We start from the raw sequence: 23,363 nt of genomic DNA, 5'->3' as shown, positions 1-23,363 counted from the left end.
GTAGGGGGTTTTTACGGATCAACCGGCCGGCCTCTTGGCCGTCGACCCAAGACGGATGCCTATGAACCCGAACTTTCTCGATTTCGAACAGCCCATCGCTGACTTGCAAGCCAAGATCGAAGAGCTGCGCCTGGTCGGCAACGACAACTCGCTGAACATCAGCGAGGAGATCTCCCGCCTGCAGGACAAGAGCAAAACGCTCACCGAGAGCATCTTCGGCAACCTGACCAGCTGGCAGATCGCACGCATGGCGCGCCACCCGCGCCGTCCCTATACGCTGGACTACATCGAGCACATCTTCACCGAGTTCGACGAACTGCACGGTGACCGGCATTTCGCCGACGACGCCGCCATCGTCGGTGGTATTGCCCGTCTGGACGGCCAGCCAGTCATGGTGATTGGCCATCAGAAAGGCCGCGAAGTACGCGAGAAGGTCCGTCGCAACTTCGGCATGCCGCGTCCTGAAGGCTACCGCAAGGCCTGCCGCCTGATGGAAATGGCCGAGCGCTTCAAGATGCCGATCATGACCTTCATCGACACCCCGGGTGCCTATCCGGGCATCGACGCCGAAGAGCGCAACCAGAGCGAAGCCATCGCCTGGAACCTGCGTGTCATGGCGCGTCTGAAGACGCCGATCATCGCCACCGTGATCGGTGAGGGCGGCTCCGGCGGTGCGTTGGCCATCGGCGTCTGCGACCAGCTGAACATGCTGCAGTACTCCACCTATGCGGTGATCTCGCCGGAAGGCTGCGCCTCGATCCTGTGGAAAACCGCCGAGAAGGCGCCGGATGCTGCCGAGGCCATGGGCATCACCGCCGACCGCCTCAAGGGCCTGGGCATCGTCGACAAGGTCATCAAGGAACCGCTGGGCGGTGCGCACCGCGACCCGGCCGCCGCTTCGGCGACCATCCGCGAAGAACTGCTCAGCCAGCTGGACATGCTCAAGAAGTTCGACACCGACGCGCTGCTGAAGCGCCGCTACGAGCGTCTGATGAGCTACGGCGTCTGATAGCGGATTGCCCGGCCATGCACATGGCCGGGCCTTGTCGTCATGAACGACACCGAGCTGCATGCGTTACTGGTCGGGGCGCTGTCCCCGGCCTTGCAGGCGCCCGCCCTGCATGTCGCCTTCTCCGGAGGGCTGGACTCCACCGTCCTGCTGCACCTGTTGGTCGAACAGCGTTCGCGGCGATCTCTTCCTCCCCTTCATGCGATTCATGTCCATCACGGTCTGCAACCGGTAGCTGATGCGTGGCCTGAGCATTGCCGTGCGTTCTGCGCCGCGCTTGGTGTGCCTCTGCATGTCGAGTACGTCACCGTGCACCCGCAGGCGAGCCTGGAGCAGGCGGCTCGGCAGGCGCGTTATGCGGCTTTTGCACGTCTGATGGGCGAAGGCGACTGCCTGCTCAGTGCCCAGCATCGTGACGATCAGGCCGAAACCTTGCTGTTTCGCTTGCTGCGTGGTGCCGGTGTGCGCGGGTTGTCGGCCATGTCGGCCAGCCGCGCGCTAGGGGGCGGCCAGCTGTTACGGCCACTGCTGGGCGTGGCGCGCGCAGACCTGGAAGGCTATGCGCAGCGGCACGGCCTGAACTGGGTCGAAGATCCCAGCAATCAGGATCTGCGCCACGCACGCAATTTCCTGCGTGGGCAGGTCATGCCGGTGTTGCGTTCGCGCTGGCCGCAAGCGAGCGCCAGCCTGGCGCGCAGTGCCGCGCACCTGAGTGAAGCGCAGCAGTTGCTCGATGAACTCGCGAGCGCCGACCTGGCCGCTGCCGCCCGTACCGACGCATTCCCCTGGTTGAGCTTGCCGACCCTGGCCCTGGCGCCCCTGGCTGCCCTGTCGCCGGCCCGGCAGCGCAATGCCTTGCGCCATTGGCTGGCGGCCTTCAGCCGCTTGCCTGATACCGACCATTGGGCCGGATGGGAAGCGTTGCGCGATGCCGGCCCTGAGGCCCATCCGGTATGGGCGCTGGCCGATGGGCAGTTGCACCGCGCGGCGGGCCAGCTCTGGTGGTTGAGCGGTGACTGGCTGCGGCCTTCAGCGGCCAGCGTGGCTGGGCAGAGCGTGGTTTGGCCGAATCTCGGGCAGCCCCTCAAACTGTCGGGCAATGGCCTGCTGTCGTTCATTGGACCCGCGCCAGTCGGTGCCTTCGAAGTGCGCTATCGGCAGGGCGGAGAATGCCTGGAAGTGCCTGGGCGCGGCAGGCGCGACCTCAAGCGCCTGTTCAACGAGCGAGGCGTGCCGGGCTTCGTGCGTAACCGTGTACCGCTGCTTTTCCAGGGTGGGCAATTGCTCGCCGTGGCCAACATTCACGGGCTGGATGGCCTGGGTGTCGGGGGCGGGCGGTTGCGCTGGCAGCCGCCAGCAGGCGACCAATGTTTGTGATGAAGGGGGCTTTCCGGTAGACTACGCTCCCTTCTTGATACAGCTTGTGTCAGCTGATTCTCAGCGACGCAGGCTGCCGGTCTACCACCCGTATTTACTGGGCAATCTTAAAAGTGTGGCGCTATGGAAAGGACAGGCTTCTGGTCGGTCGTATTCAACGCAGCAGTTCGGGAGTGCATTGTGAATCCTGTCGGTAACCGGGGGCTTCGGCCTTCCTTCGCTTTCCCCGGCGGCTCTGACCGCTTTAACGCAGACTTCTAGGGTTTTTCATGACGCGCTACATCTTCGTCACGGGCGGTGTTGTTTCTTCATTGGGGAAAGGCATTGCCTCGGCTTCATTGGCGGCCATCCTGGAGGCGAGGGGGCTCAAGGTCACCATGCTCAAGCTGGATCCGTACATCAACGTGGACCCGGGCACCATGAGCCCCTTCCAGCACGGTGAAGTGTTCGTCACCCACGACGGCGCCGAGACCGACCTGGACCTGGGTCACTACGAGCGGTTCATCCGCACCACGATGACCCAGAACAACAACTTCACCACCGGCCGCGTGTACGAGCACGTACTGCGCAAGGAGCGCCGTGGTGATTACCTGGGCGCCACCATCCAGGTCATTCCGCACATTACCGACGAGATCAAGCGTCGCATCATCAAGGGTGCGGCGGATGCCGACGTGGCCCTGGTCGAGATCGGCGGCACCGTGGGTGACATCGAGTCGCAACCGTTCCTCGAAGCCATTCGCCAGCTGCGTGTGGAAGTCGGTTCCAAGCGCGCGATGCTGATGCACCTGACCCTGGTCCCGTACATCGCCACTGCTGGCGAGACCAAGACCAAGCCGACCCAGCACTCGGTCAAGGAGCTGCGCTCCATCGGCCTGCAGCCTGACGTGCTGATCTGCCGTTCCGACCATCCGGTTGACGTTTCCTCGCGCCGCAAGATCGCGCTGTTCACCAACGTCGAAGAGCGTGCGGTGATTTCCCTGGAAGACGTCGACACCATCTACAAGATCCCGGCCGTGCTGCATGCCCAGGGTCTGGATGACTTCGTCGTCGAGCGCTTCGGCCTGCAATGCGGTGGCGCCGACCTGTCCGAGTGGGAAAAGGTCGTCGATGCCAAGCTCAACCCCGAGCACGAAGTGACCATCGCCATGGTCGGCAAGTACATGGAACTGCTCGACGCCTACAAGTCGCTGATCGAGGCCATGAGCCACGCCGGTATCACCAACCGTACCAAGGTGAACCTGCGCTACATCGACTCCGAAGACATCGAGAACCAGGGCACGGGCCTGCTCGAAGGCGTGGACGCCATCCTGGTTCCCGGCGGCTTCGGCCTGCGTGGCGTGGAAGGCAAGATCACTGCCGTGCAGTACGCCCGTGAGAACAAGGTGCCATACCTGGGCATCTGCCTGGGCATGCAGGTGGCGGTCATCGAGTTCGCCCGTAACGTGCTGGGCTGGAAAGACGCCAACTCCACCGAGTTCGACCGTACCGGCGAGCATCCGGTGGTCGGCCTGATCACCGAGTGGTCCGATGCCACCGGCGCCGTGGAAACCCGCAGCGAAAGTTCCGATCTGGGCGGCACCATGCGCCTGGGCGCTCAGGAGTGCCTGCTCGAAGCCGGCTCTCAGGTTCACGGCTGCTACGCCAGCGACGTGATCGTCGAGCGTCATCGCCATCGCTACGAGGTCAACAACAACCTGCTGCCGCAACTGATCGAAGCCGGTCTGCGCGTTTCCGGCCGTTCCGGCGACGGCGCGCTGGTCGAAGTGGTCGAGGCACCGGATCATCCATGGTTCGTGGCCTGCCAGTTCCACCCTGAGTTCACCTCGACACCGCGTGACGGTCATCCGCTGTTCAGCGGCTTCGTCAAGGCGGCGCTGGCTCAACATCAGAAGAACGCCTGATTCGGGATATCAAATACATGGCTCAGAAAATCATTCGCGTCGGCTCCATCGAGATCGCCAACGACAAGCCCATGGTGCTGTTCGGCGGCATGAACGTCCTCGAATCCCGTGACCTGGCCATGCAGATCTGCGAAGAGTACGTGAGGGTTACCGAGAAGCTCGGTATCCCTTACGTGTTCAAGGCCAGCTTCGACAAGGCCAATCGGTCGTCGATCAACTCGTACCGTGGCCCCGGCCTGGAAGAGGGCATGCGCATCTTCGAAGAGATCAAGCGCACCTTCAACGTGCCGGTGATCACCGACGTGCACGAGCCGCATCAGGCCGCTCCAGTGGCCGAAGTCTGCGACATCATCCAGCTGCCGGCCTTCCTGTCGCGGCAGACCGACCTGGTGGTGGCGATGGCCAAGACCGGTGCAGTGATCAACATCAAGAAGGCCCAGTTCCTCGCCCCCCAGGAAATGAAACACATCCTGACCAAGTGCGAGGAAGCGGGTAACGAGCAGCTGATTCTCTGCGAGCGCGGTTCGAGCTTCGGCTACAACAACCTGGTGGTGGACATGCTCGGCTTCGGCATCATGAAGCAGTTCGAATACCCGGTGTTCTTCGACGTCACCCATGCACTGCAGATGCCAGGTGGTCGTGCGGATTCCGCCGGCGGCCGCCGTGCCCAGGTTCTGGAGCTGGCCAAGGCCGGTCTGTCCCAGGGCCTGGCCGGGTTGTTCCTCGAGGCCCATCCGGACCCCGACCAGGCCAAGTGCGACGGCCCGTGCGCGTTGCGCCTGAACAAGCTCGAGCCTTTCCTGTCTCAGCTGCAGGCGCTGGACCAGCTGGTGAAAAGTTTTGACCCCGTTGAAACCGCGTAACCTCGGTTTCCGTTAAAGTGCCGTGCCCGGTGGCCGCCTCTGCGCAGCCGCCGGTTCCACGCCCGGCCTGCCCGGCGTGATCGTTTTCAATGCTGCGTCGTTTCCGTCAATCCCGGAGTGTTTACAACAATGGCAAAAATCGTCGACATCAAAGGTCGTGAAGTTCTCGACTCCCGTGGCAACCCCACCGTCGAAGCGGATGTGCTTCTCGACAACGGCATCATCGGTACTGCTTGCGCGCCGTCCGGTGCCTCAACCGGTTCGCGCGAAGCGCTCGAGCTGCGTGATGGAGACAAGAGCCGTTACCTGGGCAAGGGCGTGCTGAAAGCCGTTGCCAACATCAACGGCCCGATCCGCGACCTGCTGCTGGGCAAGGACCCGATCGACCAGAAAGCCCTGGACCGCGCCATGATCGAACTGGACGGTACCGAGAACAAGGCCAAACTGGGCGCCAACGCCATCCTCGCCGTGTCCCTGGCCGCTGCCAAGGCCGCCGCCCAGGACCAGGACCTGCCGCTGTACGCGCACATCGCCAACCTGAACGGCACTCCGGGCCAGTACTCCATGCCGGTGCCGATGATGAACATCATCAACGGCGGCGAGCATGCCGATAACAACGTCGATATCCAGGAGTTCATGGTGCAGCCAGTTGGCGCCAAGACCTTCTCCGACGGCCTGCGCATGGGCACCGAGATTTTCCACCACCTCAAGGCTGTGCTGAAGGCCCGTGGCCTGAACACTGCCGTGGGTGACGAAGGCGGCTTCGCCCCGAACCTGGCTTCCAACGAAGACGCCCTGGGCGCCATCGCCGAAGCGGTCGAGAAAGCCGGCTACAAGCTGGGCACCGACGTGACCCTGGCCCTGGACTGCGCGGCCAGCGAATTCTACGAAGACGGCAAGTACAACCTGTCGGGGGAAGGCAAGTCGTTCGATGCCGAAGGTTTCGCCGACTACCTGAAAGGCCTGACCGAGCGCTTCCCGATCATCTCCATCGAAGACGGCCTGGACGAGTCGGACTGGGCTGGCTGGAAGATCCTCACCGACAAGATCGGCACCAAGGTGCAGCTGGTCGGTGACGACCTGTTCGTGACCAACACCAAGATCCTCAAGGAAGGCATCGAGAAGGGTATCGGTAACTCGATCCTGATCAAGTTCAACCAGATCGGCTCGCTGACCGAAACTCTGGAAGCCATCCAGATGGCCAAGGCGGCTGGCTACACCGCAGTGATCTCGCACCGCTCCGGTGAAACTGAAGACTCGACCATCGCCGACCTGGCCGTTGGCACCGCCGCCGGTCAGATCAAGACCGGTTCGCTGTGCCGCTCCGACCGCGTCTCCAAGTACAACCAGCTGCTGCGTATCGAAGAGCAACTGGGCGCCAAGGCCGTTTATCGCGGCCGTGCGGAGTTTCGCGGCTGAGTCATAGGTGGTAAAACGGCAGGGCCTTCGCACGGGGTGCGCGGGCCAGTGCCGAGGCTGTACTGATTGAGCCTGGCCTTGGTCAGGCTCAATGCCGTTTCATTACCGGATAATTGATATCTCGATGCGCAGTCCCTATTGGTTGTTCCTCGTTCTGCTTCTGTTGCTGGCCGGCCTGCAGTACCGCCTTTGGGTGGGCAATGGCAGCCTGGCGCAAGTCGCCAGCCTGACCAAGCAGATTGCCGAACAGCGCGCTGAAAATGAAAACCTGCTGGAACGCAATCGGGTTCTCGACGCCGAGGTCACGGAACTCAAGAAGGGTCTGGAAACCGTCGAAGAGCGCGCCCGCCACGAGCTGGGCATGGTCAAGGACGGCGAAACCCTCTACCAATTGGCACGCTGAGCTGACGCGAAGGCCTCGATGCACGACTCTCTTCCTGCCTTCTGGGCAGTCATTCCCGCTGCGGGCGTTGGTGCCCGAATGGCGGCGGATCGTCCCAAGCAATATCTGATGCTGGGCGCTCTCACCATTCTCGAACACAGCCTGCTGTGTTTTCTCGACCATCCCCGACTCAAAGGGCTGGTGATCAGCCTGGCCGCCGAAGACCCGTATTGGCCGACCCTGCCTTGCGCGCTGGATTCACGCATCCAGCGCGTCGAAGGTGGCAAGGAACGCGCCGACTCGGTGCTCAATGCGCTACTGCACCTGCACGCTCAAGGTGCCAGCGACGACGAGTGGGTCCTGGTGCACGACGCGGCACGCCCCAACCTGGCACGCAGTGACCTGGACAACCTGCTGGGTGAGCTGGCGCATGATCCGGTCGGTGGCCTGCTGGCGGTGCCGGCGCGCGACACCCTCAAGCGTGCCGATGCCCATGGGCGAGTATCGGAAACCGTGGATCGCAGCCTGATCTGGCAGGCCTATACACCGCAGATGTTTCGCCTGGGGACGCTGCACCGCGCCCTGGCCGACAGCCTGGTGGCCAACGCGGCGATCACCGACGAAGCCTCGGCCATCGAATGGGCCGGGCAAGCCCCGCGGCTGGTCGAAGGCCGCTCAGACAACATCAAGGTCACCCGCCCCGAAGACCTGGAATGGCTGCGCCAGCGCCGCTCCTTCGCTCAGTAGGCGCCGAGGTATTCCTTGCGCTGTGCCAGCCCTTGCTTGAGATAGTCCACCAGGTTGCGCACTTTCGGTGACAGATGCCGCTGCTGAGGGTACAGCGCCCACACGGCGGTGTTGGGGGGCTGGTGTGCCTCCAGCAATGACACCAGGGCACCACTTTGCAGGTGCTCGAGCACGTAGTAATCCGGTAGCTGGCACAGGCCCATGCCATTTAGCGCGGCGTCCAGCACCGCCTGGCCGCTGTTGCAGCGCCAGTTGCCGTGCACGCGTTGCGAAAATTCCCGCCCATTCTGCTGCAGCAGCCAGGTATCGCTGCTGCCGACCAGGCAGTTGTGCCGGTTGAGTTCCGACAGGCTGTGCGGACGACCATAGCGTTCCAGATAGGACGGGGAGGCGCACAGGTACATGCGCCGAGGCGCCAGACGGGTGGCGACCAGGCGCGAGTCCTGCAGGCGGCCCAGCCGGATGGCCAGGTCCATGCCCTCCTGCAGCAGGTCCAGCGTGGTGTTCGACAGCTCGATATCGACCCGCAACTGTGGGTGCTTTTCCATGAAGCGGGTAACCAGCGGGGCAATGAAGCGCTCACCGTAGGCCACGGCGCAGGTCATGCGCAGCAGGCCCTTGGGCTCGCCAGTGAGATCACCGATGGCACGCAACGCTTCTTCGCGGCCGTCTTGCAGGCGTTGGCAATGCTGCAGGAAGGTCTGCCCGGCTTCGGTGAGTGCGACACGCCGAGTGCTGCGGTACAGCAGGCGGCTCTGCAGGCGCTCTTCCAGGCGGGCGATCTGCCGGCTGATGTGTGATGAGGAAACCCCCAGGCGCTGCGCGGCGGCAGTGAACTGCCCGCATTCGGCGACTGCGACGAACTCGTCGATGCCTTCCCAGCCATTGATGAACATCGATTATCCCTATGTGGCAATAATGTTTTGCTTTGGCCCGATTATTCACCAGCCTGGGCTGTAATACACTCCTGAAATCGCTTTTCATCCATCAAGGAGTTTCCGCATGATCAAGTCACGTGCCGCTGTCGCCTTCGCGCCCAATGAACCCCTGCGCATCGTCGAGCTGGATGTGCAGCCGCCACGGGCCGGCGAGGTGCTGGTGCGCATCGTGGCCAGTGGTGTCTGCCACACCGACGCCTACACGCTTTCCGGTCAGGACTCCGAAGGCGTCTTCCCATGCGTGCTGGGCCATGAGGGCGGCGGTATCGTCGAGGCGGTGGGCGAGGGCGTGACCTCGCTGCAGGTCGGCGACCATGTCATTCCGCTGTATACCGCCGAATGCGGCAAGTGCAAGTTCTGCACTTCGGGCAAGACCAATCTCTGCCAGGCCGTACGCGCCACCCAGGGCAAGGGCCTGATGCCTGACGGCACCAGCCGCTTCAGCTACAACGGCGAGCCGGTCTACCACTACATGGGCTGCTCGACCTTCTCCGAGTACACCGTGCTGCCGGAAATCTCCCTGGCCAAGATCCCCAAGGAAGCGCCATTGGAAAAGGTCTGCCTGCTCGGTTGCGGCGTGACCACCGGTATCGGTGCGGTGCTCAACACCGCCAAGGTCAAGGAAGGCGACACCGTGGCGATCTTCGGTCTGGGCGGCATCGGCCTGGCGGCGATCATCGGCGCGAAGATGGCCAAGGCTTCGCGCATCATCGCCATCGACATCAACCCGGCCAAGTTCGACATCGCCCGTGAGCTGGGTGCCACCGATTTCGTCAATCCCAAGGACCATCAGCGTCCGATCCAGGAAGTCATCGTCGAGATGACCGATGGCGGCGTGGACTTCTCCTTTGAGTGTGTCGGCAACGTGCAACTGATGCGTGCTGCGCTGGAATGCTGTCACAAGGGCTGGGGCGAGTCGGTGATCATCGGTGTGGCCGGTGCCGGGCAGGAAATCTCCACCCGTCCGTTCCAACTGGTCACCGGCCGTGTATGGCGCGGCTCGGCATTCGGCGGCGTCAAGGGCCGTAGCGAACTGCCGTCCTATGTGCAGAAGTCGGAAGCCGGCGAGATCCCGCTGGACAAGTTCATCACCCATACCATGGGCCTGGAGCAGATCAACGAAGCCTTCGAGCTGATGCACGAAGGCAAGAGCATCCGTTCGGTGGTGCATTTCTAAGGCGCCAGCCTCACGCCTCCAGTCACAAGATGAAAGCTCGGGTTTCGGTCGGCAGGGAGTTGCGGACTCTCCTGTCGCCCGTGGCCTGCAGCTGGGAGCCAATCGATGAGTTTGGAAAACATTTCCTGCCAGAAGAGCTTCGGCGGCTGGCACAAGCGTTACAAGCATCATTCCAGTGCGCTGGGGTGCGACATGGTGTTCGCCGTGTACCTGCCGCCTCAGGCCGAGCAGGGCGGCAAGCTGCCGGTGCTGTACTGGCTGTCGGGGTTGACCTGCACCGACGAGAACTTCATGCAGAAGGCCGGTGCCCAGCGCATGGCCGCCGAGCTGGGGCTGATCATCGTCGCCCCGGACACCAGCCCGCGCGGCCCGGACGTGGCCGGTGACCCGGACGGTGCCTGGGACTTCGGCCTGGGTGCCGGTTTCTACCTTAACGCCACCGAGCAACCCTACGCTCGGCACTACCGGATGTACGACTACGTGGTCGATGAGCTGCCAGCTCTGATCGAGGCGCACTTCCCGGCGTCCCAGGCGCGGGGTATCAGCGGCCATTCGATGGGCGGGCATGGGGCGCTGGTCTGTGCGTTGCGCAACCCGGGGCGCTACCAGTCGGTCTCGGCGTTTTCGCCGATCTGTAACCCCGTGGACTGCCCGTGGGGGCAAAAGGCCTTTTCCCGCTACCTGGGTGAGGACCGTTCGCGCTGGCGCGAGTGGGATGCCAGCCTGTTGCTGGCTCAGGCGACCCAGAAGCTGCCGATTCTGGTCGACCAGGGCGACCGCGACGACTTCCTGGTCAATCAGCTCAAGCCCGAGGCGCTGGTACAGGCCGCCAGGGCGGCGGGGCATCCGCTGAACCTGCGCATGCAGCCTGGCTATGACCACAGCTACTACTTCATCGCCAGCTTCATCGAAGAACACCTGCGTCACCACGCGACAGCCTTGAAAGCCTACTGATACAGCGGCCCCAAGGCGCGCCAAAGCAGGTAGAATTCCGCCCTGACTTTTTTCAGGGCGTTTTTCTATGCGTATAGGTCATGGCTACGATGTGCATCGTTTCGCCGAAGGCGATTTCATTACCTTGGGTGGGGTGCGCATCGCGCATGGTTTCGGTCTGCTGGCCCATTCCGACGGCGATGTCCTGCTGCATGCCCTGAGTGATGCACTGCTGGGCGCGGCGGCGCTGGGCGACATCGGTCGGCACTTCCCTGATACCGACCCGCAGTTCAAGGGCGCCGACAGCCGCGTGCTGCTGCGCCACGTGCTCAAACTGGTGCAGGAGAAGGGCTGGAAGGTCGGCAACGTCGACGCCACCATCGTAGCCCAGGCACCCAAGATGGCCCCGCATATCCAGGCCATGCGCGAACTGATCGCCGAAGACCTGCAGGTGCAGCTCGACCAGGTCAACGTCAAGGCCACCACCACTGAAAAGCTCGGCTTCGTCGGTCGTGAGGAAGGCATCGCGGTGCATGCCGTCGCGCTGTTGCTGTCGGCATGAACGAACTGCAACTGCTGGGCCCCCGGGCTCATGGCGCGGCACTGGGCACCGCGCAGCTCAAGGCGGTGGCCGAAGACTTCCAGGTTGATGAAGTGCTGGACATTCCGCTGTCCGGCGATGGCGAGCACCTTTGGTTGTGGGTCGAGAAGCGCGGCCTGAACACCGAAGAAGCCGCGCGACGACTGGCGCGTGCCGCCGGGGTGCCGTTGCGCACCGTCAGCTATGCCGGGCTCAAGGACCGCCAGGCACTGACTCGCCAATGGTTCAGCATTCAGCTGCCTGGCAAGGCCTACCCTGATTTGTCGGCTGCCGAGGACGCGACCCTGAGCATCCTGCGCAGCGTCCGCCACCGCCGCAAGCTGCAGCGCGGTGCGCATGCCGCCAATGGCTTCACCCTGCGCCTGACCCGTCTGCAGGCCGACAAGGCTGCCCTGCAGCTGCGCCTGGAAACCCTGGCGGCCCAAGGCGTGCCCAATTACTTCGGCACCCAGCGTTTCGGTCACCAAGGCGGCAATGTGGCGCAGGCCCAGGAGTTCGCCGCACGCCAGGCCCTGCCCGAGCAGCGCGCAGTGCGCTCACGGCTGCTGTCCAGCGCACGCAGCTACCTGTTCAACCGGGTGCTGGCCCGGCGCGTTGCCGACGGCACCTGGAACCAGGCGCAGGTCGGCGATCTGCTGGCCTTTACCGACAGCCGCAGTTTTTTCCCGGCCGGGGTCGAGGAGTGCCATGACCCGCGTCTGGCGATTCTCGACCTGCATCCCACCGGACCGCAATGGGGCGAAGGGCCATCACCCGCCGCAGGCACCAGTGCCGAGCTGGAGAATGCCGTGGCAGACGGCGAGGCGTCATTGCGCGACTGGCTGGTCAGGGCGGGAATGGAACACGAGCGTCGCATCCTGCGACTGCCCATTGGGCGTCTGACGTGGCATTATCCGGAGCCTGACATTCTGCAACTGGAATTCGTCCTTCCGCCCGGATGCTTCGCGACCGTCGTGGTCCGTGAACTCGTCGATCTGGTGCCGGTCGGGCTTACGGACAACCCATGCGTATTCTGATTTCTAACGATGACGGGGTCGCCGCACCCGGTCTGGCGGCGCTGTACGCGGCGCTGGCGGAGCATGCCGAGTGCGTGGTGATCGCCCCTGATCAGGACAGGAGCGGCGCCAGCAGCTCGCTGACCCTCGACCGCCCGCTGCATCCCCAGGTGCTGGGCAACGGGTTCATCAGTGTCAACGGTACTCCGACCGACTGCGTGCACCTGGGGCTCAATGGCCTGTTGCCGGAGCAGCCCGACATGGTCGTGTCGGGCATCAACCTGGGCGCCAATCTTGGCGACGACGTGCTTTACTCGGGGACGGTCGCCGCTGCGCTGGAAGGCCGCTTTCTGGAGCGGCCCAGCTTCGCCTTCTCGTTCCTTTCCCGGCAGACCGACAACCTGGCCACCGCGGCGCACTATGCGCGCCTGCTGGTCGAGGCCCATGAGCAGCTCGACCTGCCGCCGCGTACCGTACTGAACGTCAATATCCCCAACCTGCCGCTGGACCGGGTGCGTGGCATTCAACTGACCCGCCTGGGGCATCGCGCCCGCGCTGCCGCACCGGTCAAGGTGGTGGACCCGCGTGGGCGTGCCGGCTACTGGATCGCCGCCGCAGGCGATGCCGAGGACGGCGGTGCGGGCACCGACTTCCACGCCGTGATGCAGGGCTACGTGTCGATCACCCCTTTACAGCTCGACCGGACCTACCGGGACGGTTTCGACAGCCTCAACACTTGGCTGGAGGGACTGCGCTGATGCCCCGCGAACAAGATGACCTGCTGCGCCGCGGAATCGGCATGACCTCGCAGCGTACCCGCGAGCGACTGATCCAGCGCCTTTACGAAGAAGGGCTGTCAAACACCCAGGTGCTGGAGGTGATCCGCCGTACGCCCCGGCACCTGTTCGTCGACGAAGCCCTGGCGCACCGCGCCTACGAAGACACTGCACTGCCGATCGGCCATAACCAGACCATTTCCCAGCCTTACATGGTGGCGCGCATGAGCGAGCTGCTGCTGGCGGCTGGCCCATTGGACAAGGTGCTGGAGATCGGTACCGGCTCGGGCTACCAGACTGCCGTGCTGGCGCAGTTGGTCGAGCGCGTGTTTTCCGTCGAGCGTATCAAGGTTCTGCAGGACCGCGCCAAGGAGCGCCTGGTCGAGCTGAACCTGCGCAACGTGGTGTTTCGCTGGGGTGATGGCTGGGAGGGCTGGCAGGCGCTGGCGCCCTATAACGGCATCATCGTCACCGCAGTGGCGACCGATGTGCCCCAGGCCCTGCTGGACCAGCTGGCGCCCGGTGGGCGCATGGTGATCCCGGTCGGTTCCGGTGAGGTCCAGCAACTGATGCTCATCGTGCGTGAGGACGAGGGCTTCTCGCGTCACGTACTGGGTGCCGTGCGTTTCGTGCCGCTGCTCAATGGCCCGCTGGCTTGAGCGCTGCAGTGAATTCTGCACAGCCGCGCCGGTCTATCGAGCAGCCAGAAGCTGGCAGCGTGGCATTATCAGGCAGGCCCCGCGGCTTCAGGCCTCGTTTCATCTCAGACTAAAGGGCGGTTCTCGATTGTTTCTGCACAACTTGGCGTCTTTCAATTCAGTCACCGGTAAAGGGAGTGGCGGGTGAGTCTCAGGGGCATTCGGCAGCTTGGATCATCGATGACAGGCTTTCAGCATCTCGTTCTTGGCATTGCCTTCAGCGTCCTGCTGGCCGGCTGCGCCAGTTCGCCCTCCGGTGGCGTGCGCGTGGTGGACCGCAACGGCAACCAGGTCGCGCAGCGCCCGGCGGTTACCACCGGGCAGTACGTGGTCAAACGGGGCGATACGCTGTTTTCCATCGCCTTCCGCTATGGCTGGGACTGGAAAGCGCTGGCGGCCCGCAACCAGATTCCCGAGCCCTATACCATCCGTCCGGGGCAGACAATCCGTTTCGATGGCCGCTCCGAAGGTGCCCCCGTCGTGGCTGCTGCTACGAGTCGGCCGGTGCCCAGCACCTCGACCAGTTCGACCACGACCAGCAGTTCCGGCTCTGTAAAGACCACGGTCATTTCCAAACCGGTGGCTGTTACACCGGTGGTCATCCCGCCGGCTGCCAGCACACCGGCAGGCGCTGCAGAGCGTTCGCCGAGCGGCTGGGCATGGCCGGCTAGTGGCGTTTTGATAGGTAAATTTTCTTCAAACGGTAGTTTGAATAAAGGCATTGATATCGCGGGAGATTTGGGACAGCCTGTTTTAGCCGCGTCTGATGGTTCGGTTGTTTACGCCGGAAGTGGATTACGGGGCTACGGCGAACTGATAATCATCAAACACAGCGATACCTACGTCAGCGCCTACGGTCACAATCGCAGGCTATTGGTACGGGAAGGGCAACAGGTCAAGGCTGGGCAGACGATTGCCGAGATGGGGTCAACAGGAACTGACCGGGTGAAACTGCATTTCGAGATTCGCCGACAAGGTAAGCCTGTAGATCCACTGCAATTCCTGCCAAAGCGTTGAACATTGTCAGCCTGTTCCTGGCGTAGATAGGAACAGGCTCAAGTGTTGCCACGGAAATCAGGTGACACTGGAGCTTGAGGTCGAACTCACCAAAGGACTATAACAATGGCTCTTAGCAACGAAGCGCCGGAGTTTGACATCGATGATGAAGTGCTCCTCATGGAAGCCGGCATTGTCCTGGAGCAGGTGTCTGACGAGAAGCAGTCGTCCACTGCAGTCTCGGCTCGCGCCAAGGCCAAAACTTCCTCATCGCTCAAACAGCACAAGTACATCGACTACACCCGAGCGTTAGACGCTACCCAGCTTTACCTCAACGAAATAGGTTTCTCGCCGCTTCTGTCCCCGGAAGAAGAAGTCCACTTTGCGCGCTTGTCGCAGAAGGGCGACCCAGCCGGTCGCAAGCGGATGATCGAGAGCAACCTGCGGCTGGTGGTCAAGATCGCCAGGCGTTACGTCAATCGCGGCCTTTCGCTGCTCGACCTCATCGAAGAGGGCAACCTGGGGCTGATCCGCGCGGTCGAAAAATTCGACCCTGAACGAGGCTTCCGTTTCTCGACCTACGCGACCTGGTGGATTCGCCAGACCATCGAGCGCGCCATCATGAACCAGACCCGGACCATCCGGCTGCCGATTCATGTGGTCAAGGAACTGAACGTCTATCTGCGTGCGGCTCGTGAGCTGACCCAGAAGCTCGACCATGAACCCTCTCCGGAGGAGATCGCCAACCTGCTCGAAAAGCCGGTCAGCGAGGTCAAGCGCATGCTGGGACTCAACGAGCGGGTATCTTCAGTGGATGTGTCCCTGGGGCCGGATTCCGACAAGACCCTGCTCGATACCCTGACCGACGATCGCCCAACCGACCCTTGCGAGCTGCTTCAGGATGACGACCTGTCCCAGAGCATCGACCAGTGGCTCTCCGAACTGACCGAAAAACAGCGGGAGGTGGTGATTCGCCGCTTCGGGCTGCGCGGTCATGAGAGCAGCACGCTGGAGGATGTAGGGCTGGAAATCGGCCTGACCCGCGAGCGGGTTCGGCAGATCCAGGTCGAAGGCCTCAAGCGCCTGCGCGAGATTCTCGAAAAGAACGGTCTCTCCAGCGAGTCCTTGTTCCAGTAAGCGTTGCAAGAGCCAAAGCCGATATCGATAGCCGTCTGTCGATATCGGCTTTTTTATGCTGAGCACACATTGATGAACGTGTTCTTACAATTGCATATATTTCGGGTTTAATTTTTTTAACTTTCCGTGTTCGGGTATCTGGATGTGTAAGCCATTGCTTACTTAAACTGTAAGCAAGTGTTGTTTGAGGCTGTAAATTCATTGCCTTGATATACTGTAAATCTTTCTTATCGTTATGATTTTCAAGGGTTTTTATCTTTTAATGCGCTTTTTTGGCGTTTTTGTCTCGACACGAGGGCATTGCGCCAAGGGGAAAAAACATTATTATCGGAACTGTGTCGACGGAGTGGCACGGGCCTACAAGGAAGCAGGCTTTCAAGGATCACGCAGGAGGCGTTTCATCAGGACGATGAAAGGGATCGAATGGATTAGGGAAAAAATGTGGGCGGTTATACCGCCCCTTTTTTTTGCCCATTGAAAATGGGGCTCTATAACACGAAAGGCCCACATGGGGCCTTTCGGATCAACGCTGCAGATCGGCGATCTTGCCAGTCTTGCCATCCCAATCTGCCGCATCGGGCAGTGGGTCTTTGCGCTCGGTGATGTTGGGCCAGATTTCTGCCAGTTCGGCATTGAGTTCGATGAAGTTTTCCATGCCAGCCGGGATCTCGTCTTCGGAGAAAATGGCTTGGGCCGGGCACTCAGGCTCGCAGAGTGCGCAATCGATGCACTCATCCGGGTGAATCACCAGGAAATTCGGGCCTTCGTAGAAGCAGTCCACCGGACAGACTTCTACGCAGTCGGTGTACTTGCACTTGATGCAGTTGTCGGTGACGACGAAGGTCATTTCTAATTTTCTCCTCAGGCGGCGACAGCATCGCCATATCAGACAGGCATGCCGGGCTCGGCTATTACACCAAACCGTGCGAAAACACATCGTTCAAGGGCGGATGGGCAGCGTCGCGATTCATGCGCTCATCAGCCGGCGGGTAAACGGCCCAACAGGCGGGTTGGTCAGGCCCGCCTGCCGCTCGACCCCGGGTTTGCTGCGCTTTCACGCGGCTGGTGGTTCGTGCGATGGCTCGATCAGACTGATTGCTGAGAGCACCCGAAAACCGCGCCGGATTCTAACAGCTTGTTACGCTTGCCGTCACAGCCGTGTTTGCAATGAATACAGCAGATCCAGCGCCTGGCGGGGTGTCAGGTCATCGGGTTTCAGCCGCCCCAGTTCTTCCAGCACCGGGTGCGGCAGGCTGGCGAACAGGTCGCTCTGCATCGGCGCTGCCGGCTTGCCGGGTTTGGCCTTGGGCTGCTCGTGAGGCAGGCTGGTGGTCTCCAGGCGCTGCAGATGCTCTTTGGCACGGTTGATGACACGGCCCGGAACCCCGGCCAGTTGGGCCACGGCCAGGCCGTAGCTCTGGCTGGCGGGGCCTGGCAGCACACGATGCAGGAACACGATTCGTTCGTTGTGCTCGGTGGCGTTCAGGTGCACGTTGGCGACCAGCGGTTCGCTTTCCGGCAGCACGGTCAGCTCGAAGTAATGCGTAGCGAACAGGGTGTAGGCGCGCAGCTGGGCAAGACATTCTGCCGCAGCCCAGGCCAGCGACAGGCCGTCGAAGGTGCTGGTGCCGCGGCCTACTTCGTCCATCAGCACCAGGCTACGGTCGGTGGCGTTGTGCAGGATGTTCGCCGTTTCGCTCATCTCCACCATGAAGGTCGAGCGGCCGCCGGCCAGGTCGTCACTGGAGCCGATGCGGGTGAAGATGCGGTCGACCAGCGACAGCTCGCAGCGGGCCGCGGGGACGAAACTACCGATGTGGGCCAGCAGCACGATCAGCGCGGTCTGGCGCATGTAGGTCGATTTACCGCCCATGTTCGGACCGGTGATGACCAGCATGCGGGTGTTGTCGTCCAGGGCCAGGTCGTTGGCCACGAAGGGGCTGGACAGCACCTGCTCGACGACCGGGTGGCGACCCTGCTCGATCTTCATGCACGGTTCGGCGACGAAGCTCGGGCAGTTCAGGTCGAGGTTCAGTGCCCGCTCGGCGAGGTTGCTCAGCACGTCCAGTTCGGCCAGTGCCGCGGCGGTGTCCTGCAGTGGTGCAAGGTGACCGATGAGGTCTTCGAGCAGCGCCTCGTAGAGCATCTTCTCCCGTGCCAGGGCGCGGCTCTTGGCCGACAGCGCCTTGTCTTCGAATTCTTTCAGCTCGGGAGTGATGAAACGCTCGGCACCCTTGAGGGTCTGGCGGCGGATGTAATCGGCCGGAGCCTGTTCGGCCTGTTTGGTCGGCAGCTCGATGTAGTAGCCGTGTACGCGGTTGTAGCCGACTTTCAGGTTGGCCAGGCCGGTACGGGCTTTCTCGCGTGCCTCCAGGTCGATGAGGAACTGGCCGGCGTTCTCGCTCAGCGACTGCAGCTCGTCCAGTTCGGCATCGAAACCGGTCTTGAGTACGCCACCGTCACGGATTACCGCAGGCGGATTGTCGATGATCGCCCTTTGCAGCAGGTCGGCCAGTTCAGGGTAGGTCCCGGCGGTACGCGCCAGCTGTTGCAGGTGTGGGGCTTCAAGGTCAGCCATGGCGTCCTGCAGCTGGGGCAGGGCGGTCAGTGCGTCGCGCAGGCGTGCCAGGTCTCGCGGGCGGGCGTTGCGCAGGCCGATACGCGCTAGGATACGCTCGATATCGCCAATGTCCTTGAGCTGCGGTTGCAGGCCTTCGAAGCGGTAGCGGTCCAGGAAGCAACTGATGGCGCTCTGCCGAGCCTGAATGACCGGCAGGTCGCGCAGTGGACGATTCAGCCAGCGGATCAGCAAGCGCGTGCCCATCGCGGTCTGGCAGCGGTCCATGACCGACAGCAGAGTGTTGTCGCGGCCACCGGCCAGGTTGGTGTCCAGCTCCAGGTTGCGGCGGCTGGCGCCGTCGAGGATCACCGTGTCGTCCATGCGCTCGTGACGCAGGCTGCGCAGGTGCGGCAGGGCGGTACGCTGGGTTTCCTTGGCGTAGGCCAGCAGGCAGCCGGCGGCACCAATGGCCAGGGTCAGGGTTTCGCAGCCGAAGCCCTTCAGGTCCTGGGTGCCGAACTGCTGGCACAGGCTCTTGTGTGCCGAGTCGCGCTCGAAGTCCCACGGGGCTCGGCGCCGCGAACCACGGCGCTTCTCGGCCGGCAGGCCTTGCGGCCAGTCGTCGGGGATCAGCAGCTCCACCGGATTGATACGTTCCAGCTCGGCCAGCAGGTTTTCCCAGCCAACGATTTCCTGAACGCTGAACTGACCACTGGTGATGTCGAGCACTGCCAGGCCGAACAGGCGCTCGTCACCCAGCAGGGCGGCCAGCAGGTTGTCGCGGCGCTCGTCGAGCAGTGCTTCGTCACTCACCGTGCCCGGCGTGATGATACGCACCACCTGGCGCTCCACCGGACCCTTGCTGGTGGCCGGGTCGCCGATCTGCTCGCAGATCACCACCGACTCACCCAGCTTCACCAGCCGGGCGAGATAGCCTTCCAGCGAGTGAAAGGGGATGCCGCACATCGGGATGCTCTGCCCGGCGGACTGACCGCGGGCGGTGAGGGTGATGTCCAGCAACTTGGCGGCTTTCTTCGCGTCTTCGTAGAAAATCTCGTAGAAGTCGCCCATGCGGTAGAACATCAGCTGGTCTGGATGCTGGTTCTTGAGCTTCCAGTATTGCTGCATCATGGGGGTGTGGGCGGACAGGTCGGTAATGGCTTTGTTCATCAGTGGATCATGCTGGTTCGTTCGGTGGGTGAGGGCACTTTGCCGTCAGGTAGCGGCCGGCAAACAGGCGGGCCGGCCATGCGATGCGCGCAAGGTTACCACGCGTATCGGCTCGAATCATGAGCACACCTTTTGCTCTGCTGCTGGTCGGTCTGCGTGTGTAGACTTGCCGGCCAGAACTTCCCGGATAGATACAAGGAACGCCGCATGGATGACATTACCCGTCTCGCCGCGACGCTGGGCGAACAGCTTCAACGTCTAGGGGCGCAGGTCAGCACAGCCGAGTCTTGCACCGGCGGTGGTATCGCTGAGGCGATCACTCGCATCGCTGGCAGTTCGGCCTGGTTCGAGGCCGGCTACGTGACCTACTCCAATGCTCAGAAGACGCGCCAACTGGCCGTCCCCGAGGAGCTGTTCGGCAGCGTCGGGGCGGTCAGCGAAGAGGTGGTGCGGGCCATGGCACAGGGTGCCCAGCGCGGCAGCGGTGCGCGCTTTGCGGTGGCCGTCAGTGGTGTGGCGGGCCCGGGTGGCGGTACGCCGCTCAAGCCGGTGGGCACCGTCTGGTTGTGCTGGGCGGTCGGCGCGCAGTCGATTGCCCGCTGCGAACATTTTGCCGGCGATCGTGACGCGGTCCGCCGACAGACGGTAAAGGCCGCGCTAGAGGGGCTGCTGGAGCTTTGTCAGGCAGAAATGCCGAAACAGGGGTAGGCGATCCCTCGGGGCTGTGGAATAATACTGTCTACTTATACAGTTGTCGTGGCCGCAAGGCCCTTTGAATTTGATTACGTGAGGACTTCAATGGACGAGAACAAGAAGAAAGCCTTGGCTGCGGCCTTGGGTCAGATCGAGCGTCAATTCGGTAAAGGTGCCGTAATGCGCATGGGTGACCACGAGCGCCAGGCTATTCCTTCCATCTCTACCGGCTCGCTCGGCCTGGATATCGCTCTGGGTATCGGCGGCCTGCCAAAGGGTCGTATCGTCGAGATCTACGGCCCGGAATCTTCTGGTAAAACCACCCTGACCCTGTCGGTGATCGCTCAGGCGCAGAAGCTGGGCGCCACCTGTGCTTTCGTCGACGCCGAGCACGCACTCGACCCCGAGTACGCCGGCAAGCTGGGCGTCAACGTCGACGACCTGCTGGTCTCGCAGCCGGATACCGGTGAGCAGGCCCTGGAAATCACCGACATGCTGGTGCGTTCCAACGCCATCGACGTGATCGTCGTCGACTCCGTGGCTGCGCTGGTACCCAAGGCCGAGATCGAAGGCGAGATGGGCGACATGCACGTCGGCCTGCAAGCGCGCCTGATGTCCCAGGCGCTGCGCAAGATCACCGGTAACATCAAGAACGCCAACTGCCTGGTGATCTTCATCAACCAGATCCGTATGAAGATCGGCGTGATGTTCGGCAGCCCGGAAACCACCACTGGTGGTAACGCGCTGAAGTTCTACGCTTCGGTACGTCTGGATATCCGCCGCACCGGCGCGGTGAAGGAAGGCGACGAAGTGGTCGGCAGCGAGACCCGCGTCAAGATCGTCAAGAACAAGGTCGCTCCACCGTTCCGTCAGGCCGAGTTCCAGATTCTCTACGGCAAGGGCATCTACCTCAATGGCGAGATCATCGATCTGGCCGTTGCTCATGGCTTCCTGGAGAAATCCGGCGCCTGGTACAGCTACCAGGGCAACAAGATCGGTCAGGGCAAGGCCAACTCGGCCAAGTTCCTGGCGGAGAACCCGGAAATCGCCGGCGCGTTGGAGAAGCAGATTCGCGACAAGCTGCTGACCACCGGACCAGGTGCGGCTGATAACCGCGGCATGGAATTCAGCGAGTCCGCTGATGACATGGCTGAAGCTGACGCCGATATCTGAATCTGTGCATGAAAACCGTGCTCGATACCTCTGTCGCTGTACGGCGCACCGCAATGGACCTGCTCGCTCGACGCGAGCATGGTCGTGTCGAGCTGACGCGCAAGCTGCGTCAGCGCGGCGCCCCGCCTGAACTCATCGAATCAGCTCTGGACCGTCTCACCGAAGAAGGGCTGCTCTCCGAAAGTCGCTATCTTGAAAGTTTCGTCTCGGCCCGCGCCCGTGCTGGTTATGGTCCCTTGCGCATTCGCGAAGAGCTGAGTCAGCGAGGCCTGGCGCGTGGAGACATCGAGCAGGCTCTGCGCGAATGTGACGTCGATTGGCGGGAACGGCTCACCGATACCTGGCAGCGCAAGTTCGCCGGCAGGCGCCCCGCCGATGCTCGGGAAAGGGCGCAGCAGACACGTTTCCTTGGGTATCGCGGTTACCCGATGGAGATGATCGGTCGCCTGCTCAGTGGCCGTGGCGACGACGACTGACAGTGCTTCAATGTGCGCCTTGCGCGTGGCGTGAGCGTGCCGGGGCTGCCAGTGGTTCTACCCAGTTCTCGGGCAGGTTGATGAAGTCGATCAACTCCCGCAACCGTCCCTGCTGACGACCGGTGAAGCTGAATGTCAGGCGGGTGAGGGTGCTGAACTGTGCATCGTCCTGGTCGCTCTGATAGTCATGCTGCTGAAACCCTTCGCTCAGACACAGATCCCTGAAATCCCTGTCAATGCACTCTAGCGCCGCGTCGCTGAGCGGATGTCGCATGCGCAGCACGAAGGTCTTTTTCATCCAGCGGCTCGAATGGAAATTGCTGTAGAAGCGGTTGATTTCCTCTACAGCTTCCTGAGGGCTGTGGACCAGACGCATGAGCTTCATGTCGCTGGGCAGGATGTAGCGATTGTCTTCGAGCTGGGCCTTGATGAAGTCCAGCGCCCCTTGCCAGAAGCGACCCTCAGGGGTGTCGAGCAAGACCACCGGAACCAGTGGGCTCTTGCCGGTCTGGATCAGGGTCAGGACTTCCAGGGCCTCGTCCAGGGTGCCGAAGCCGCCAGGGCAGAGTACCAGGGCGTCGGCTTCCTTGACGAAGAACAGTTTGCGGGTGAAGAAGAAATGGAATGACAGCAGGTGATCGCTGCCGTCCACCACTGGGTTGGCATGCTGCTCGAAGGGCAGGGTGATGTTCAGGCCCAGGCTGTGATCGAATCCTGCGCCTTCATGGGTGGCGGCCATGATTCCGCCGCCTGCTCCGGTAATTGCCATCATGTCGGCTTCGGCCAACTGCCTGCCCAGCTCCCGGGCCATGGCGTAAAGCGGATGTTCGACCGGCGTACGCGCCGAGCCGAACACAGTGACCTTGCGCCGCCCCTTGAAGCGCTCCAGAACACGGAAGGCGTTGTCCAGCTCTTGCAGGGTTTTCAGGACGATCTTGGCATTCCAGCGGTTGCGGTCGTCCTCGGCCATGCGCAATACGGTGAGCATCATGTCGCGATACAGCAGGACGTTGGGGCTGTCGGGGGCGACTTGCCTGACGTGAGCTTCGATCTGGCGCGTGAGGTCACGGCCATCTTCCTGAAAGTGCCGTGATAGCAGCTCGTTGGGTAAGTAAGGCATGAAGGTCTTCTCCTCGGGCAGGATTCGCACCGTTGTCCACCGGTGGCAGGCAGGTGCGGTGTCTGGTTGGCGAGGCCTGATCCGGCCGGCTGGCGGATCGTGCTCAATTGCGCCGGAACGCAAAGAATCTTCAAGTTTTATGAAGAGTTATAGCGTCAGCAGGCCATTAATGTCGATTCGATGATGTTTCGCTTCATGAATGACCGGGGGGCTGCGATGGCC

At 62.4% G+C, this 23,363-nt stretch carries 22 protein-coding genes; 18 read left to right on the top strand and 4 right to left on the bottom strand.

From position 1 onward, the window contains the following. Positions 1-61 precede the first annotated feature (61 nt). The 7 genes from accA to ispD all read left to right on the top strand — a co-directional run bounded on the left by accA (position 62) and on the right by ispD (position 7,698). Entirely contained in the window at positions 62-1,009 is a 948-nt protein-coding gene (gene accA, locus RRX38_RS09270; RefSeq protein WP_315962306.1) for an acetyl-CoA carboxylase carboxyl transferase subunit alpha, read from the top strand. A gap of 42 nt (positions 1,010-1,051) precedes the next feature. Then, positions 1,052-2,386 carry a tRNA lysidine(34) synthetase TilS gene (gene tilS, locus RRX38_RS09265; protein ID WP_315962305.1) on the top strand — a complete coding sequence of 445 codons (1,335 nt, stop codon included), beginning with the start codon at positions 1,052-1,054 and terminating at the stop codon, positions 2,384-2,386. Positions 2,387-2,655: 269 nt separating this feature from the next. After that, a complete protein-coding gene (locus RRX38_RS09260) occupies positions 2,656-4,287 on the top strand; it encodes a CTP synthase (RefSeq protein ID WP_315962304.1) in 1,632 nt (543 codons plus the stop codon). Positions 4,288-4,304: 17 nt separating this feature from the next. Next, a complete protein-coding gene (gene kdsA, locus RRX38_RS09255) occupies positions 4,305-5,150 on the top strand; it encodes a 3-deoxy-8-phosphooctulonate synthase (RefSeq protein ID WP_295477084.1) in 846 nt (281 codons plus the stop codon). Positions 5,151-5,279: 129 nt separating this feature from the next. Next, complete coding sequence (eno, locus tag RRX38_RS09250) at positions 5,280-6,569, top strand: phosphopyruvate hydratase (protein WP_295477082.1); 1,290 nt, start codon at positions 5,280-5,282, stop codon at positions 6,567-6,569. Positions 6,570-6,687: 118 nt separating this feature from the next. Beyond that, positions 6,688-6,972: a cell division protein FtsB gene (ftsB, locus tag RRX38_RS09245; protein ID WP_295477219.1), complete on the top strand. Its 285-nt coding sequence runs from the start codon at positions 6,688-6,690 to the stop codon at positions 6,970-6,972. Between the two features lie 18 nt (positions 6,973-6,990). Next, the gene (gene ispD, locus RRX38_RS09240) at positions 6,991-7,698 is read left to right on the top strand and encodes a 2-C-methyl-D-erythritol 4-phosphate cytidylyltransferase (RefSeq protein ID WP_315962303.1); all 708 of its coding nucleotides are present in this window, start codon (positions 6,991-6,993) and stop codon (positions 7,696-7,698) included. Here ispD and RRX38_RS09235 read toward each other — a convergent pair. Next, on the bottom strand, positions 7,692-8,588 hold the full coding sequence (locus RRX38_RS09235) for a LysR substrate-binding domain-containing protein (RefSeq protein ID WP_315962650.1): 897 nt from the start codon (positions 8,586-8,588) through the stop codon (positions 7,692-7,694). The two genes, ispD and RRX38_RS09235, sit on opposite strands and share 7 nt — an antisense overlap. A 112-nt stretch (positions 8,589-8,700) precedes the next feature. Between RRX38_RS09235 and RRX38_RS09230 the strand changes: the two genes are divergently transcribed. From RRX38_RS09230 to rpoS, 8 genes are all read left to right on the top strand, one after another. Further along, entirely contained in the window at positions 8,701-9,813 is a 1,113-nt protein-coding gene (locus tag RRX38_RS09230; protein WP_315962302.1) for an S-(hydroxymethyl)glutathione dehydrogenase/class III alcohol dehydrogenase, read from the top strand. A gap of 105 nt (positions 9,814-9,918) precedes the next feature. Next, a complete protein-coding gene (gene fghA, locus RRX38_RS09225) occupies positions 9,919-10,767 on the top strand; it encodes an S-formylglutathione hydrolase (protein ID WP_315962301.1) in 849 nt (282 codons plus the stop codon). A gap of 67 nt (positions 10,768-10,834) precedes the next feature. Beyond that, positions 10,835-11,308: a 2-C-methyl-D-erythritol 2,4-cyclodiphosphate synthase gene (ispF, locus tag RRX38_RS09220; protein WP_295477074.1), complete on the top strand. Its 474-nt coding sequence runs from the start codon at positions 10,835-10,837 to the stop codon at positions 11,306-11,308. After that, positions 11,305-12,363 (top strand): tRNA pseudouridine(13) synthase TruD, encoded by a 1,059-nt coding sequence (truD, locus tag RRX38_RS09215; RefSeq protein ID WP_315962300.1) that lies wholly within the window; start codon positions 11,305-11,307, stop codon positions 12,361-12,363. Before ispF ends, truD begins: the two co-directional genes overlap by 4 nt. Continuing rightward, positions 12,351-13,100 (top strand): 5'/3'-nucleotidase SurE, encoded by a 750-nt coding sequence (gene surE, locus RRX38_RS09210; protein WP_315962299.1) that lies wholly within the window; start codon positions 12,351-12,353, stop codon positions 13,098-13,100. Before truD ends, surE begins: the two co-directional genes overlap by 13 nt. Positions 13,101-13,141: 41 nt before the next feature. After that, complete coding sequence (locus RRX38_RS09205) at positions 13,142-13,777, top strand: protein-L-isoaspartate(D-aspartate) O-methyltransferase (protein WP_295477215.1); 636 nt, start codon at positions 13,142-13,144, stop codon at positions 13,775-13,777. Positions 13,778-13,960: 183 nt separating this feature from the next. Next, positions 13,961-14,833 (top strand): peptidoglycan DD-metalloendopeptidase family protein, encoded by an 873-nt coding sequence (locus RRX38_RS09200; protein ID WP_295477068.1) that lies wholly within the window; start codon positions 13,961-13,963, stop codon positions 14,831-14,833. 105 nt (positions 14,834-14,938) lie between these two features. Further along, positions 14,939-15,949 (top strand): RNA polymerase sigma factor RpoS, encoded by a 1,011-nt coding sequence (gene rpoS, locus RRX38_RS09195; protein ID WP_295477066.1) that lies wholly within the window; start codon positions 14,939-14,941, stop codon positions 15,947-15,949. Between the two features lie 523 nt (positions 15,950-16,472). On the opposite strand, the gene fdxA is transcribed toward rpoS, so the two are convergent. After that, the gene (gene fdxA, locus RRX38_RS09190; RefSeq protein ID WP_295477064.1) at positions 16,473-16,796 is read right to left on the bottom strand and encodes a ferredoxin FdxA; all 324 of its coding nucleotides are present in this window, start codon (positions 16,794-16,796) and stop codon (positions 16,473-16,475) included. Between the two features lie 303 nt (positions 16,797-17,099). After that, complete coding sequence (mutS, locus tag RRX38_RS09185; RefSeq protein WP_295477213.1) at positions 17,100-19,667, bottom strand: DNA mismatch repair protein MutS; 2,568 nt, start codon at positions 19,665-19,667, stop codon at positions 17,100-17,102. 219 nt (positions 19,668-19,886) lie between these two features. Here mutS and RRX38_RS09180 point away from each other — a divergent pair, with 219 nt between their 5' ends. The 3 genes from RRX38_RS09180 (at position 19,887) to recX (ending at position 22,021) form a co-directional block, all read left to right on the top strand. Beyond that, complete coding sequence (locus RRX38_RS09180) at positions 19,887-20,387, top strand: CinA family protein (protein ID WP_295477062.1); 501 nt, start codon at positions 19,887-19,889, stop codon at positions 20,385-20,387. Between the two features lie 90 nt (positions 20,388-20,477). Further along, complete coding sequence (gene recA, locus RRX38_RS09175; RefSeq protein WP_295477060.1) at positions 20,478-21,545, top strand: recombinase RecA; 1,068 nt, start codon at positions 20,478-20,480, stop codon at positions 21,543-21,545. An 8-nt stretch (positions 21,546-21,553) separates the two neighbouring features. Next, the gene (gene recX, locus RRX38_RS09170) at positions 21,554-22,021 is read left to right on the top strand and encodes a recombination regulator RecX (protein ID WP_295477058.1); all 468 of its coding nucleotides are present in this window, start codon (positions 21,554-21,556) and stop codon (positions 22,019-22,021) included. 7 nt (positions 22,022-22,028) lie between these two features. Here the strand turns inward: recX and RRX38_RS09165 are convergent, their stop codons facing one another. Next, positions 22,029-23,141, bottom strand: coding sequence for a TIGR00730 family Rossman fold protein (locus tag RRX38_RS09165; RefSeq protein ID WP_315962298.1), 1,113 nt, complete (start codon positions 23,139-23,141; stop codon positions 22,029-22,031). Positions 23,142-23,363 lie beyond the last annotated feature (222 nt).

Source organism: Pseudomonas sp. DTU_2021_1001937_2_SI_NGA_ILE_001 (assembly GCF_032463525.1).
GTDB lineage: Bacteria > Pseudomonadota > Gammaproteobacteria > Pseudomonadales > Pseudomonadaceae > Aquipseudomonas.
Note: the sequence above shows the minus strand (reverse complement) of the source record. Positions and strands in the feature narration are given on the sequence as shown.